The organism is Flavobacterium tructae, assembly GCF_002217475.1.
Lineage (GTDB): Bacteria > Bacteroidota > Bacteroidia > Flavobacteriales > Flavobacteriaceae > Flavobacterium > Flavobacterium tructae.
This window is the reverse complement of sequence record NZ_MUHH01000034.1, coordinates 1-14,228: the sequence shown is the minus strand read 5'-3', so window position 1 is coordinate 14,228 and position 14,228 is coordinate 1. Positions and strand designations below refer to the sequence as shown.

11 protein-coding genes are annotated in these 14,228 nt (G+C 32.9%); 4 read left to right on the top strand and 7 right to left on the bottom strand.

What is annotated here, in order from left to right; translation table 11 throughout:
* Positions 1 to 121 precede the first annotated feature (121 nt).
* From B0A80_RS15460 to B0A80_RS15450, 3 genes are all read right to left on the bottom strand, one after another.
* Positions 122 to 1,873 carry a TonB-dependent receptor gene (locus tag B0A80_RS15460; RefSeq protein WP_089077840.1) on the bottom strand — a complete coding sequence of 584 codons (1,752 nt, stop codon included), beginning with the start codon at positions 1,871 to 1,873 and terminating at the stop codon, positions 122 to 124.
* 146 nt (positions 1,874 to 2,019) lie between these two features.
* Complete coding sequence (locus B0A80_RS15455; protein WP_089077839.1) at positions 2,020 to 2,883, bottom strand: PhzF family phenazine biosynthesis protein; 864 nt, start codon at positions 2,881 to 2,883, stop codon at positions 2,020 to 2,022.
* A 106-nt stretch (positions 2,884 to 2,989) separates the two neighbouring features.
* Positions 2,990 to 6,004: a tetratricopeptide repeat protein gene (locus tag B0A80_RS15450; RefSeq protein WP_089077838.1), complete on the bottom strand. Its 3,015-nt coding sequence runs from the start codon at positions 6,002 to 6,004 to the stop codon at positions 2,990 to 2,992.
* A 363-nt stretch (positions 6,005 to 6,367) separates the two neighbouring features.
* On the opposite strand from B0A80_RS15450, the gene B0A80_RS15445 reads away from it, so the two are divergent.
* The 3 genes from B0A80_RS15445 to B0A80_RS15435 are packed head-to-tail and all read left to right on the top strand — an operon-like array spanning position 6,368 to position 8,875.
* Positions 6,368 to 7,051 carry a cell division ATP-binding protein FtsE gene (locus tag B0A80_RS15445; protein WP_026109865.1) on the top strand — a complete coding sequence of 228 codons (684 nt, stop codon included), beginning with the start codon at positions 6,368 to 6,370 and terminating at the stop codon, positions 7,049 to 7,051.
* Positions 7,051 to 7,938 (top strand): glycosyltransferase family 2 protein, encoded by an 888-nt coding sequence (locus B0A80_RS15440; protein ID WP_089077837.1) that lies wholly within the window; start codon positions 7,051 to 7,053, stop codon positions 7,936 to 7,938. The genes B0A80_RS15445 and B0A80_RS15440 overlap by 1 nt, the downstream gene beginning before the upstream one ends.
* Position 7,939: 1 nt before the next feature.
* On the top strand, positions 7,940 to 8,875 hold the full coding sequence (locus tag B0A80_RS15435) for a glycosyltransferase family 2 protein (protein ID WP_089077836.1): 936 nt from the start codon (positions 7,940 to 7,942) through the stop codon (positions 8,873 to 8,875).
* On the opposite strand, the gene B0A80_RS15430 is transcribed toward B0A80_RS15435, so the two are convergent.
* Both B0A80_RS15430 and B0A80_RS15425 read right to left on the bottom strand, forming a co-directional pair.
* Entirely contained in the window at positions 8,862 to 9,266 is a 405-nt protein-coding gene (locus tag B0A80_RS15430; RefSeq protein ID WP_089077835.1) for a sugar 3,4-ketoisomerase, read from the bottom strand. The two genes, B0A80_RS15435 and B0A80_RS15430, sit on opposite strands and share 14 nt — an antisense overlap.
* A complete protein-coding gene (locus B0A80_RS15425) occupies positions 9,267 to 10,103 on the bottom strand; it encodes a glycosyltransferase family 2 protein (protein WP_124020577.1) in 837 nt (278 codons plus the stop codon).
* Between the two features lie 165 nt (positions 10,104 to 10,268).
* Here B0A80_RS15425 and B0A80_RS15420 point away from each other — a divergent pair, with 165 nt between their 5' ends.
* Complete coding sequence (locus B0A80_RS15420; RefSeq protein ID WP_089077833.1) at positions 10,269 to 11,408, top strand: glycosyltransferase family protein; 1,140 nt, start codon at positions 10,269 to 10,271, stop codon at positions 11,406 to 11,408.
* A gap of 66 nt (positions 11,409 to 11,474) precedes the next feature.
* Here the strand turns inward: B0A80_RS15420 and B0A80_RS15415 are convergent, their stop codons facing one another.
* Positions 11,475 to 12,470, bottom strand: a complete 996-nt coding sequence (locus B0A80_RS15415) for a hypothetical protein (protein ID WP_124020576.1) — start codon at positions 12,468 to 12,470, stop codon at positions 11,475 to 11,477.
* Between the two features lie 332 nt (positions 12,471 to 12,802).
* Positions 12,803 to 13,318: a hypothetical protein gene (locus tag B0A80_RS15410; protein WP_017495374.1), complete on the bottom strand. Its 516-nt coding sequence runs from the start codon at positions 13,316 to 13,318 to the stop codon at positions 12,803 to 12,805.
* Positions 13,319 to 14,228: the final 910 nt, after the last annotated feature.

The following is a 14,228-nucleotide window of genomic DNA, read 5'->3' as shown; positions in this document are numbered from 1 at the left end:
AATCGCGCTTAGCAAACGCAAAGTTCGCAAAGCTTTATGTTGAAATAGCTTTGCGAACTTTGTATTTTATCTGCGTAACGCAAAATAAAAAACTTTTGCGTGCTTTGCGGTTAAAAAAAACTTAAAAATCGAATTTGTAGTTTGCTCCAACTACTACCTGAAATCCTTGTACCGGGTAATTCAGCCATTTTTCATAGGCCTGATTCCCTATATTATTCAATTTCAGGAAACAGGTCAAACGCTCGTTGTATTTATACCCGAGATGAGCATTGGCATCAAAATAGCTTTTTAGTGTTGTAATTACCGGATCGGTTCCTAAGTTTACATTCGACTGCATGTCTTTTCGTTCTCCCACAAAGAAAACATTCAGTCCCGCATACCATTGTTTGGTGATATTTACATCCAGATTAGAACTCAATTTCATGGAAGGCAAATTCCACGCTTCTATACCGTCATATTTGTAACTATTGAAGGTTCCATTAATTCCGAAAGAAACATTTTGAGAAAAATCAGCTTTTAATTCCCCATAAAAACGGAAGGTTCTGATATCATCATAAATCACTCCAAAAGAGTTTCCAAAGCCATAATTTTGATTAGAAAAATCTTCTGTGTAATCGTTGCTTCTGTATAGTGCTTTATCTTTTTCATTTAAATAAGAACCGGTAAGATTGTAACTAACATTGTTGGCTAACTTTCCTTTTAAACCTGCAAAAACAGTATACTGATTATTAGTTGGTTTCACTAAAAGTGTTGGAGATAAAAACGGGTTTTCAGTCACAAAATCAGCATAGGAATTTTGATTCAAACCTCCATTTACTCCTGTATAAAAAATCATCAAATCTCCTACCAGCTTATAGGAAGCATTTACTTTTGGATAAATATAAAATTTGTTTCCGCTGTTTTCAGAATCCAAGCCATAAAACAAGCCTGCTCCCAACTCCAGTGTCCAATCATTTTCTAACATTACAAAGCTTGGTTCAATTCCAAAATTAGTCAGACTGTATTTCAAAGGCTTTGTATTATCATACGCATAATTATGTTCGAAAGATCCGCTTACGTGATCTACAATAATATTGGTATTGATAGCCTGGTCCATTATATCTACCTTAAAAGAAGGTTTTACATAAAAACGGTTTTCTGATGACGAAAAACTATCTGAAAAATGCGTAAACTTTGTCGAAATCTTACTGAAAACACCTTCTGTAAAAACTACGTTACCGCCTAAAGAAATGGTATTGTACGAATGATTTGGATTAATTCCTCTTATTAAATCATCACGCATTTGTCCTGCTAAAGTTGACCCAAAATCAGCCGGTAAACCGTACCAGTTGTACAATTGATTCTGATAGCCCAGATCGACATTCCATGACATATCACGATTGTTTACCCCATATCCTACATTCAATGCTGTATCATAAAACTCATCATTTAATTCTACACCTTTAATTCCTCCCTGAGAAGAATGGTGACGAAACATACCTGCCACATAATCGTTGTTTCCTAAATCCTGATTAACAAACAATTCAGCGTTTAAAGTTCCGTAATTCCCTACTCCTAACGTAGCATAATTGTTAAATAATTTTTCTTTTTTAGATTTCTCAACACCTTCCGCTTTTCCTTTTGAAGGCGTAAAGGTAGAGGCGACAGGAACAGATAAAATACTGTACTTTATCGTTTCTTTGGGCTGATTACCACTATCGTCAAGCGAAGGAGTTTCCTTTACTTTGAAAGCATCTGAAATCGTTGGCGAATAGGGCTTTACTACGTTTACTGTCTCTGTACCGATTGTTTCATTCTTCTTTTGCGAAAATGAAAGCTGCACAACAAACAATACTAGTAAGATGATGATTTTATTCTGGCAATTAATTTTCATATATCTTTTTTTTGAGAGTAAAGAGAATAGAATAAAGAGTATAGACTTCCCTCCTTTTCTTAATTTTCTTTTTACTCTATAATTCTATCTTCTTTATTTTATTCTATTCTCTTTACTCTTTACTCTATTCTCTTTACTCTATTCTCTTAAACTTCCCATTCTCCTTTTGCGACAAACTGAGCTTTCCCTCCTATTTTGATATCAAATCGATTTTCGGTTAATTTCCCTTTAAAATAAATTTGAGACGGACGATTGATATAATCTCCCTGGTAATTGATCATTTCAAATTGCGGTAAATGATATTTTAAAAGAAAAGCCTGTAAACAAGTACTTGCGCTTCCGGTTGCTGCATCTTCAACCAATTGATTGTGCTCAATACACAACATTCTGCTAAACAATTTTGAGTCTTCCAAATAATAAAAATATAAGGCTCTGTGAGCTGTTTTGCAGTTGTTTTTCATCCATTCATCTGCTTTATCTTTATCTAAAACCAAATTTTCCAATGCTCTTTTATTGCTCAGTCCAACCATCACAAAAGCACTTCCGGTCGTTACTTCCTGAATTGGGAATTGATTCTCGAAATCTTCTTTTTTCAGATTGCTGAATAAGGTGAAATCTTCCTTTGCATAAATATCCCAAAACTTAGGCTGCGCAGCTTTTAACCAAATTAAATCTTCAGACTGATGAATCGAAATTGGCCCAATAGGAACTTCTAATGTGATATTCTCAGGGGAATTATCAAATATTTTGTTGATTAAAACCCATGAAGTTCCAATTATAGGATGTCCTGCAAACTGCATTTCATGAGCAGGAGTAAATATTCTGATCTCTGCTTTGTTTTTTTCTCTGTCAAGCTTTGTTATAAATGTGCTTTCTGCAAAATTAATCTCGCGTGCCATCTGCTGCATTTCTTCAGTACTTAGATTCTCTGCTTCCGTAAAAACGGCTAACTGATTTCCTGTATATTTTTTATCGGCAAAAACATCAACTATATAAAATGGTAAACTCATAAACTATTTCTTTTTTTATTTAGATGAAAGAGTCAAGATACAAGACTTCTACTCTATATTCTTGCATCTTTACTCTTGCATCTATTCCCTTTTCTCTTTAAAACACTTACTTCGTGATCGACGAATTTGTTTTCGACTCTTCCAGTTTTATGGCACTTAACTCTTTCTTAGCTTCTTCAACAACATCCGGATAATCGGTAAAATTATTAATGACGTTGTCTAAAATATAAGTTGCCTGATAACTGTCTTTTAATCCGTAAAAATTCTTTGCCATTAGCACCAAACTTTTCGCTCCGTAATATTTGTAAGCCGAATAGTTTTTAGCCAGCTTTTGTACTGAAACATTTGAAGCCTCAAATTTTCCTTCTTTGGTTTTAAAATAAGCATCATAGTACAATGCTTCCGCTGCTAATTCTCCTTTCGAAGTTGCCGATAATTTAGCATAGGCCGTTTTGGCTTTGTCTTCGTTTCCGGTTTGCATTGCCGCACGTGCCACGATAATTTGTGCATCGGCCTTTACATTTGCATCGGCTTTTGCGTTTTGCAATACTTTATCAGCATACACTACAGAATTGTCATAATCTTTTTTGTCATAGTAACATTTCATCAGGTTGGCCTGTGCAAAGTTTTTATTCTGAGGGAAATCAGCTTCGTTTTCTAAACGTACTAAAACCGGAATCGATTGATCACAATCTTTTGCTTTCAGGAAAATCTGTGCAAGTCTGCTCAACGATTGCTCCGTAAATTCACTTCTTGGCTGATCAGTCACATACTGATAATTTGCCACTGATTTTGTTTCTGACCCTTCGGCAAAATACAATTGTGCTAAATAAAAGTTGGCTTCCAGCGCATGCATTCCTTTCGGGAATTTGCTCACATAACCTGTAAAACCAGTTATGGCTTGCTTACTGTTGTTCTGACTATATTGTTTGAAAGCCGCATCATAAGTATCATTATCCAGCTCGGCATCAGTAACCGCCACAAAATCTAAGGTACGTACCCAGGTCGCATATTCATCCACCTTTCCTGAGTCGACATAAATCAATCTGGCTGTCGAAACGGCTTCTAAAGCTTCGGGAGTTTTAGGAAACTCTGCTGCTACTTTTTTAAACTTCACCAAAGCCTGATCATCACGATCTGAATTGTAATAAATCAATCCTTGTTTTAAAATGGCTTTCGAAGTAAACGAACCGTTTTTAAATTCTGAAATCAACTGATCATAAGTTTTAAGTGCCTGATCGTTCTTTTTCTCCGCAACATAAGTGTTCCCTAATTCGTATAAAGCATCATCGCGATAAGACGACTTTTTATACATTTGAAGAAAATGGCTCAACTCCTCGGCTTTTTTATCATTTTTAGACATAAATCCGTAAGAAATTGCTTTTTGAAACTGCGCATAATCGGCGTCAACACCTTTTGCTTCAATGGCTTTGGAGTACGCTTCATTTGCCGCACTGTACTTCGAACTCACAAATCGGCAATCGCCCAAACGCAAATACGAATCGTTCAAACGTACTTTATCTTCTTTCGAATTGTCAATTTGTGCCTGAAAAGAATTCCCTGCCTGATCGTATTCTTTTTGTTTAAAATAAGCATAACCAATATTATAATTGATGTTTTTATACTCATTAGTAGTTTTTGCCGCAGCTAATCCTGCAAATTGCTTGTAGCTTAGTAAAGCATTCTGAAAATCATCGGTCATATATTCCGTTTCGGCTTTCCAAAAAGTCGCACGGGCTGTAAATTCAGGAGTCTTTTGTTCGCTGACAGCATTTTTGAACATTTTCCCTGCCTCGGGATAATTAGATTCATTGTACAATTCTACACCTCGGTAGAAAAGCACTTTTTGATAAGCCGCTTTATTCTCTGCCGACCTGTTTTTTTCTAATAACGAAAGTGCTTCTTTGTAGTTTTTAGAAGAAATATAAGAATCAACCAATAATTTTTCTACTTCAGATCTGCTTGAATTATTTGGATATTTCTTTAAAAAATCGAGCAAAATCCCTGGTACCGTTTGATAGGCATTCCCAATTTCATAACTCAGTTTTGCATAATTTAACGCCGCGTCTTCCTGAATTTGCGCATTGAAATCCATTTCAGAAGCATTTTTAAACGCATTTAAAGCTTCCTGTTTTTTACCCGTGTTTAAGTAAGCCAGACCTAAATGATAATACGCATTTTGAGCTACAAAGTCTTTTCCTTCAATAATTTTATTGAATTGGGAAATTGCTTTTTCATACTCTTTTTGTTCGTAATATGCATATCCCAATTGATAAAAATCGGTGTTATTCCACTTTCCTTTTTTACCGGCATATTGCTCTAAAAACGGAATTGCTTTACCATATTGCTTTAAATTGAAATAACTTTCTCCAATAATTTTATTCAGTTCTGACTTTTCCAAATCATTCGATTTACTCATGGCTTTTTGCCCCAAATCAATTGCTTTTTGGAAACTCCCCAACTTAAAATTCATGTCGGCCTGATAATACGAAAGCTTTTCTTTGTACTTTTCTTCGCCTGAAACTTCATCAAAATATTTCGTTGCTTCTTTATAATCATCACCTTCATACGCCATAAATCCCAAGTAATATTTGGCCTGAGAACCAAAATCAGCAGAATTTACCACTTTGTTAAAATAAGTAGTTGCTTCCTTTTTCTTTTTAGCACTGAAATAACTATATCCTTTTTGAAAATTAAATTTATCCGAGTCTGATTTGCTCATGTAAGTTTCGTCTACTTTATCAAACCATTGCAACGCTTTCGGATAATTTCCCTGCTCAAAAAAATACTGAGCCACTTCAATATACGCCTGATTTTGTTTTGTACTTGTCGGATAATCGTGTACAAATTTCTCCATCAGCGCATCGGCATTTACTTTATTTGTTCGAATGGCACAATTGGCAATATAATAAGCACAATCGGATTGAACTTCCTCAGTTGTTGCATTATTTTTTACATATTCGAAAATAAGTTGAGCCGAAGCATATTGTTTATCATTGTATAAAGCCAGTGCTTTGTCAAAATCCTTTAAGTCGTAAGTATAAATAGCTGATTTTTGTGCCGAAACTATGGTTGAGAAAAGGATAATTGGGAGTAAAAAGAACCAGGAAAGTTTACGCATTTTAATTATATTTAGTATTCAAATGTATCATTTTATACCGTTTATAACGAAACGTTCCTTGAATTTATTATGAATAAATATTTTAATCGCAATTATTAAACTACATAGTAAACGCCAAAAGATTGGTTCTCAAACTTTACAGAAATATTTTTCTGTTTTACAATTGAAACAACAATTCTGTTAGGTTTGACAAAGATTTCACCCCTTTTCACAGATTGAAAAATTAACTTTAGCAAAAGGAATAAAATCATTCTAATTCATTAATCTGTGGCCGTTTTTTTGAAATTCCTCACAGAAATGATTAAAATTTATTTTGAATCCAAGCGTTATCTTATTACTTTTACCATTCAAATTAATTTTATTATGTCGCAAACCGTACTGTCTCTTAAAGAAGTCACTATATATCAGGAAGGAAAGAAAATTTTATCTCACATTAATTTAGATGTTCAGCATGGTGAATTTATCTATATAATTGGAAAAACCGGTTCCGGAAAGAGTAGTTTCATGAAAACGCTTTATGGTGATTTGCCTTTAACTGAGGGGGAAGGACATATCGTTGAATTTGATCTGGCGACTTTAAAAGAAAGTGAAATCCCTTATTTGAGACGTAAAATCGGAATTGTGTTTCAGGATTTTAAATTACTTCCGGACCGTTCGGTAAAAGACAATATGCTTTTTGTTTTAAAAGCCACAGGTTGGTCTGAAAAAGAAGCCATGGAGCATAAAATCGATGAAGTTCTGGATAAGGTAGGCATGAAAGAATTCCTAAACAAAATGCCACATCAACTTTCAGGAGGCGAACAACAGCGTGTCGCCATTGCAAGAGCCTTACTAAACGATCCTGAATTTATCTTAGCCGATGAGCCAACCGGAAATCTTGATCCGCAAACCAGCTCAGAGGTTCTTGAAGTACTTAAAAAAATCAATGCCAACGGTAAAACAGTGATCATGGTAACCCACGATTATGCTTTACTGATGAAGTTCCCGTCTAAAACCCTAAAATGTGAAGACGAAAGAATTTTTGAAGTGGTGCAACGCAGCGTATAGTGCTTTCTATTTTAATTCCGGTTTATAATTATGATGTTTTGCCACTTGTTTTGGAACTTAAACATCAGGCAGATAATTTAGGAATTGTATATGAAATCATCGCTCAGGATGATGCCAGTGGTAAAATTATTGATAAAAACAACCAAATCAATCACTTAGAAAACTGCTCTTTTTTCATTAATAAAGAAAATTTAGGAAGAGGTCAAAACATCAATTCTTTAGCCCATAAATCAAAATACGAATATGTTTTGATTATGGAGGCTGATGCTTTACCAAAGAATGAGTCTTATCTCAAAAATTATATTCATTTATTATCAAAAGCACCTAAAGTCATCTTTGGAGGTGTCGAATATCCGGATACAGTTCCTCCCAAAGAAAAATTACTTCGATGGAAATATGGAATAAATAGGGAAATCAAACTTTTAGAGCACAGATTTAAAGACAATTATGATTTTGTATTTACTTGGAATCTGCTTTTAAAAAGGGAAATCCTTTTGCAGTTTCCTTTTCCTGAATTCGTAAATGAATATGGTTATGAAGATTCTATTTTTATACAAAAACTTCGATTGAATTCTGTTCCGATTACTCATATTGAAAATATATTAATTCATCACAATCAAGAAGATAACATTGATTTCATAAGAAAAACTGAAAGAGCAGTCAAAAATCTTCATAACCTGATTTCTTCTCAAAAAATAGATTCAAAAGACATTAAACTAAGCAGGATTTATTCCTCTTTAAAAAAGTTTCATCTAACAGGAGTTTCAAGGTTAATTTATGAAAAAAGCAAAAACACAGTACTCGCTAATTTAATATCAAAAAAGCCTAATCTGTACGTACTGGATTTCTATAAATTAGGTTATTATTGCACTTTAAAAACCAAGTAACATGGCATTTTTCTCTATTGTCATTCCATTATACAATAAAGCTGATTATATCGAAAATACTATAAAAAGTATTCTCGATCAAACTTTTGCAGATTTTGAAATTATTGTAATAAATGATGGATCTACAGACAATAGCATGGCAAAAGTCCAAGGGTTTAATGATGACCGCATACAACTTTACAACGAAAAAAATCAGGGAGCCTCTATAGCAAGAAATCTCGGAATTGAAAAAGCAAAATGTAATTACATTGCTTTTTTAGACGCAGATGATTTATGGGCACCTAATCACCTCGAAACTTTAAAAACTTTAATAGAAAAATTTCCGGATGCGGGTATTTTTGCTTCTCGTTACGAGTTAGTATTTAGTAATGGAAAAAATTATATTCCAAAGTTTAAAGAAATCTCTACTGCTTTTGAAGGCATTATTCCGGATTACTTTAAAACCAGTTTACCTTATCCTATAGCTACCTCATCTTCAATTGTAATTCCGAAAAACATATTTAAAGAAATAGGTGACTTTAAGCCAAGCATATCCAGTGGCCAGGATGTGGATATGTGGATTCGAATTGCATTAAGATATTCCGTTGCATTGAGCAATAAAGTTACGGCATCTTACCTGCATTACATCGAAAACAGTCTTTCGAAAACCCCAATACTGGAAAAAAACTTAAAGAATTTTGAGGACTATGAACAAGAAGAAAAAAGCAATCCAAGCTTAAAAAAATATCTTGACGTTTATAGAATAGAATATGCTTTACAATATAAAATTGCCGGTGAAAACAAAAAATCGAAAGAATTGCTTAAAACCATCTTAAAAGAAAATATTTCTTTTAAAACTAAAGTTATATACTGTCTGCCCAGATACGTGTTAATACCATTACTCAAAATAAAAAAACTTTTAAGGCGAAAAGGTTTTAACTTTTCTATTTATCAATAGTCTTTTTCGAGCACATAAATTCATCAAAATCTCTAATGTAATCATCTTCTATATAAACTTCTGAAGCTACAACCAGGCAAATTGAACCCGAAGAAAAATTTTGAAGTTCACGCCAAATTCCCGGATTGATTAACAAACCTTCATACGGTTTATTTAAAGTAACAATCTTCTCTTCTTTTCCATCGTTTAAAACAACATCAAAACTGCCGCTTAAAGCAACCAAAAACTGTCGAAGATCTTTGTGCGCATGCCCGCCTCGTTCTGATCCTGCCGGAACATCATATAAATAATACACTCTTTTGATACTGAAAGGAATAATATCATTTTCAATTACTGAAAGATTCCCTCTTCGCTCTTCTATTTTAGGGATCGATAAGATTTGTACATTCATTTATTTTTCATTTTTGTATTGTATGCTTTCAAACTTTTTATATCCCTCGTATGTCCAATTAAGAGCTTTTTTAATACCCGTGAATTTCAAATTCTTTTGCTTCAAGTCAAAAAATAGCTTGATAAATAACCAAAGAATAGCTTTCTTTTTTAAAATTCGGAAAAATAATGCTCCATTGATGTAATATCTTTCTATTACCTCTTTTTTATCCGAAGAAGTCTGCTGATGATGTTTTACAATTACTTCGGGCACAAAGACAAGCTGTTTATTTTCCTTCCTCAAATCTGACAGAAAAATTGCTTCTTCTCCTAACTCGAAAATCCCTCCCAGTCCAAAATTCTCATCAAATCTACTTTTAGAAGTATCAAGAATCTTTTTATTTAGCGTAATTTCTATTGAGCTTGTCTTAAAAATATCAAAAATATTTAAATTATTTTTTAAACGAGAAGGATATTTTTTCATTAGATCTCCTTTTGAATTTACAGCACAAAAACTTATAACTGATGCCTCAGGAAATTTATTATATGCTTTAACAATATTAGTACTAAATCCTTCTTCATAAGTTATATCATCATCAGCAATTAAAAGAATTTTTCCCGTCGCATTTTTAAAGGCTAAATTTCTACTTTTTGACAACCCTTTTTCAAACGAATTTACAACTCTGACATTGGAATAAGCAGATGTCAGAATTGTATCATTTTGGGTTTGATTAACAATCAAAAGGTGAAAGTGAGAAAAATGAGAAAAAGGAAACATTGGCACTAGAAAATCTAATGAATCTCTGTTCATTGTAGAAATTAAAATTTCAATATTATCAATAGTATAGATCTCTTTCAAGTGGTTTTCATTCTTAAACAAATGTAATTTTTTTTCTCCTTGAAATACAAAATGCAGTTCTGTTTTGTTTTAAAAAGGAAAAATAACACCTTTACTATATTTGATCTATTTCAATAACCAAATTGTTTTACATTTACTTTTTTTTCTTTTTACTAATTAAAATATATGCGAATTTTACTAATTGGAGAATATAGTCTTTTACATAATTCTTTAAAAAAAGGACTAGTAGAACTTGGACATGAGGTTCTTTTGATAGGAAATAGGAATGGCTACAGATGTTATCCTGTAGATTACAATCATGAACCAACATTTTTTAAAAGAAAAATTTTCACTATACCCAGAAAAATAATTTATAGGCTGTTCAAATTTGATTTAGCAAGTTTAGAATCTGGTATTCGTTTCTATTTATTTCTTCCTAAATTAAAAAACTATGATATCGTACAATTTGTTAACGAATCATCAATAAAAACAACGAGAAAAATAGAACTCTATTTGATAAAAAAAATAACACAAAATAATAAGCGTTCTTTTCTATTATCTTGTGGATTAGATTATATGACTCTTAAGTTTTATATTGAGAATAAGGACTATAAATCTATTTATCAACCTTCATTAGAAAAATCAAAACCCTCAAAAGAGTTCAACTGGTTTAATGAATACTTAAAAAAAGGGCATATTAAAATCCATGAATATATTATGAGTACTTTCGATGGGTTAATTGCTACTGATTTCGATTATTTAGATGCTACAAAGAATTATCCTATTTTTTCTAAATTTATACCCTATCCGGTAGATTGCACTAAACTAATTTTCAAAGATCTAATCATTCAAGATAAAGTAATTATTTTTTTAGGCATTAACAAATACAGCTATCATCAAAAGGGGATACCGTATTTTGAAAAAGCACTAAAAATTATAAAAGAAAAATATAACGATAAAGTAGAAATTATAATTACCAATACAGTACCCTATCCTATTTACATTAATTTATACAACAAATCTCATATTCTCCTAGATCAAGCCTTTAGCCAAGACCAAGGATATAATGCTCTCGAAGCAATGGCAAAAGGAAAAGTAGTATTTACTGGTGCTGAAGATGATTTCGTAAATTATTATAAATTGAAAGAGAGAGTTTGCATAAATGCCATTCCTGATGTAGATTATCTAGTAAATGAATTGTCATATTTAATAGAAAATCCTAACGAAATAATAGCAATAGGAAAACGTGCCAGAGCCTTTGTTGAAAAAGAACATGATTACCTCAAAATTGCGGAAGAATATTTAAAAAGTTGGAAAATTAGCTAATAAGATAAATTGCCTAGAATAATAACTTCTTGGCAACTACGAAAATTATGCTTAAAACTATATGTATTACTTTTTCTCCAATAGGATTTTTATTTGAGTTTTTAATTCCTGAAGATCCCTATTTTGCTCTTCAATCCTTTTATTCTGCTCAATCAGATAAAGCGTTAATTCTTCTATTTTTTCTTGTTGAATCTTAATCATTTCTCCAAGTTCTAAGCCATTTTTCGTAATTTCCTTTGCTGAAGGTACATTTTTTAAATGTCCATTTTTAGCAATGTATTTTTCAACTTCTTTTAAATCTGGTAACTCGTAATCTTTACTAAAAACGTAATCGGCCCAAGTATTGTAAACTTTTACCTCTTCGGCTCGAATTTTTCCTTTTACAGAAAGTTTGTAACTATCAGCTCCATCTGTAAAATTTGAAGTCCCAATACCTATTGCTGAAGCAAAATAACCGGTACCATTGACAGCAAGTGTATTGACATTCGCAGTGTCAGGAACCCACTGGTCATATCCAATTTGCAATCTGCTGTTGATTTGAGAAACACCATCTGTTAAGGCTGCCGGAATAGAACAAAGCCAAATGTTTTGTTTGTTGTCTCTGCCTAAATTCAACGAAGGATATGGCATACCTGAAATATCATTTGATATTCGTAATCCAACATCCGTAATACCACTTAAATTAGAACCCGTTACTGTCCCCCACCCTTTTAGCAATTCAAAGACTTTCCCTGATCCAACCGTTTTTCCATTTATGGCGAGACTATAAAATATGGTGTTAGCGGTGGATATGGCCACAGGGTCAGAAGAAATACTATTCTTAAATGTTTTTTGCCCAGAAAACGTTTGGTTATCAGTCGTAATTAATCCCGTTGCTATTGAGCTAGCATACGGAATATTCAATGTTATAATGGGAGTTGTTGTACTGTTTGTTACGGCAGAATTCACATTTGTCCCTGAAGTACCAATAGCTAAGGCACCAACCGAAGTGACTGTCCCTGTTTGGCTAAAAGAGAACATGGTTCCTAAAAATAATACGGATGCTAAAACTATTTTTTTCATAACTAATTGTTCTTTATTTTTTTTTACCACTTAAAAAATGACTATATCTCTAAGTTTATTTTTGATAATTAATTGTAAATACTCTTGTTTCATAAATACCTGCAGCCGTTGTTTCAGGTTTATTAATTTGATGTACAAAATGATTCTATCCGAAAACTACAAGTCCTGTAACTGCCTCTTGCCAGAAATTACCTCCTGTAAGTGCAGCACCAGTTCCTCCTGAAACAGTTCCAAAAGCAATCATCCCCACAATCCTGAATTTGCAAAACTTCCTCCAAGGCCGCTCATTCCGGTATTCGTTACTGCAGCACCTTTTTTGCCTTTAAAAACCTTTAAAATTCAATTCTAACTCCTATTTGATTACCACTTGCTACTAAAGTGGTTTTAGTCCCTGGTTTATAATTTTCTACCAAACCTTCATTATATTTCGCAATGGCAGATTTAATCTTTCTGGTATACCCCATCTTAATAGGGATAGAGGCGATAATCATCGCACCACCAATAATCGCAGCTGTAAAACTGGTAGGTTCGGACTTAACTGTAGGTCCGTAACCATTACTAGCATAGGAAACAGTAGTATTATCTTGAGTTAAACCCACTATTAAATTGGCAACCACAAGACCACTGCCTCCATAAAAAAGTACATTCCCCCATGTTTTTTTGTTACGCCCGGCATTATAAAGTGCTAATGCTTCCGCATTGGTGTCCAAATAGGCACGAACCACATTGGATGATAGTTTTTTATTTTCGGCATCGTTGTAAACGACTCCTCCGCTTCTGTAACTCAGTTGTTGCGAGAATACTGATACGGATAGTACTAAAAATAAAGTGGTAATTATTGATTTCATGATTCTAGATTCTACTATTTATTATTACTTTTTTGTCCCAATATGGCAAACACATAAAAACATCCTTAAACAAAAACTGTCACATGTTAGACATTACATGAGATACAAAGTTTTACAACTTTACGACTACTTGCTACACTTTTTACAAAACCTACTTCTTTATAAACCTTTGTCGCTACAAAGTCGGGAGAAACGAAATTTTTCCCGCTATTGATATTGCTCGTAAAATTGCCAATATTCTTGAAGTTTCCTTAGACTATCTTACAGGCAGAAAAGATGTGCAAATTGATAAAAACACCAGTAGCCTTATTCTTGAAGTGGCAAAGTTTGAAGAAACCGACCACAATCATATTTTCTCCATTATCGATACCTTTATCACTAAAAGAAAAATTCAAAGTATTTTGTAAAACAATAAAACCTAGCATCGCTCGGCTTTTGTTTATGTTTGACTAATTATTAATATCAATTCTTTTCCCGTCATTTACTAGATTACTCAGAATTTTTATATATTCTTTTGTTTCTCCTGCTGGCGCGAGCGTCCCGCTCGTAGACAAATCCGCTTTCTTTTCGAACCATCAACTCCTCCCCTTTATATAATTTATTTTTTCCATCGCAGAAACTAACTTTACATGCTTTCACGAACGGGACGCTCGCGCCAGTAGACGAGTTAAAATGGTCAATACCTTTTTAACCCCAAAGAAATTTAAAGACTTCTTTGCTAAAAATATAGCAACCCTATAAAACAAGAAACCCAGCCTTTTAAATAAATTATCTCATTATCAAATAAACATACAAAACACCTAAAGTCAATAAAATATTCATAGAATAAATAAATAATGTTTCTATTTTACTAGATATTTTAAATATAAGGTTGTAAATCATTAGAAAAATAAAATTAAAGAAAATCATA

Coding starts and splice junctions, on each gene's coding strand:
- B0A80_RS15450 (WP_089077838.1), bottom strand. CDS start 6,004: ATGCGTAAACTTTCCTGGTTCTTTTTACTCCCAATTATCCTTTTCTCA.
- B0A80_RS15420 (WP_089077833.1), top strand. CDS start 10,269: ATGCGAATTTTACTAATTGGAGAATATAGTCTTTTACATAATTCTTTA.
- B0A80_RS15430 (WP_089077835.1), bottom strand. CDS start 9,266: ATGAATGTACAAATCTTATCGATCCCTAAAATAGAAGAGCGAAGAGGG.
- B0A80_RS15460 (WP_089077840.1), bottom strand. CDS start 1,873: ATGAAAATTAATTGCCAGAATAAAATCATCATCTTACTAGTATTGTTT.
- B0A80_RS15435 (WP_089077836.1), top strand. CDS start 7,940: ATGGCATTTTTCTCTATTGTCATTCCATTATACAATAAAGCTGATTAT.
- B0A80_RS15410 (WP_017495374.1), bottom strand. CDS start 13,318: ATGAAATCAATAATTACCACTTTATTTTTAGTACTATCCGTATCAGTA.
- B0A80_RS15445 (WP_026109865.1), top strand. CDS start 6,368: ATGTCGCAAACCGTACTGTCTCTTAAAGAAGTCACTATATATCAGGAA.
- B0A80_RS15415 (WP_124020576.1), bottom strand. CDS start 12,470: ATGAAAAAAATAGTTTTAGCATCCGTATTATTTTTAGGAACCATGTTC.
- B0A80_RS15455 (WP_089077839.1), bottom strand. CDS start 2,883: ATGAGTTTACCATTTTATATAGTTGATGTTTTTGCCGATAAAAAATAT.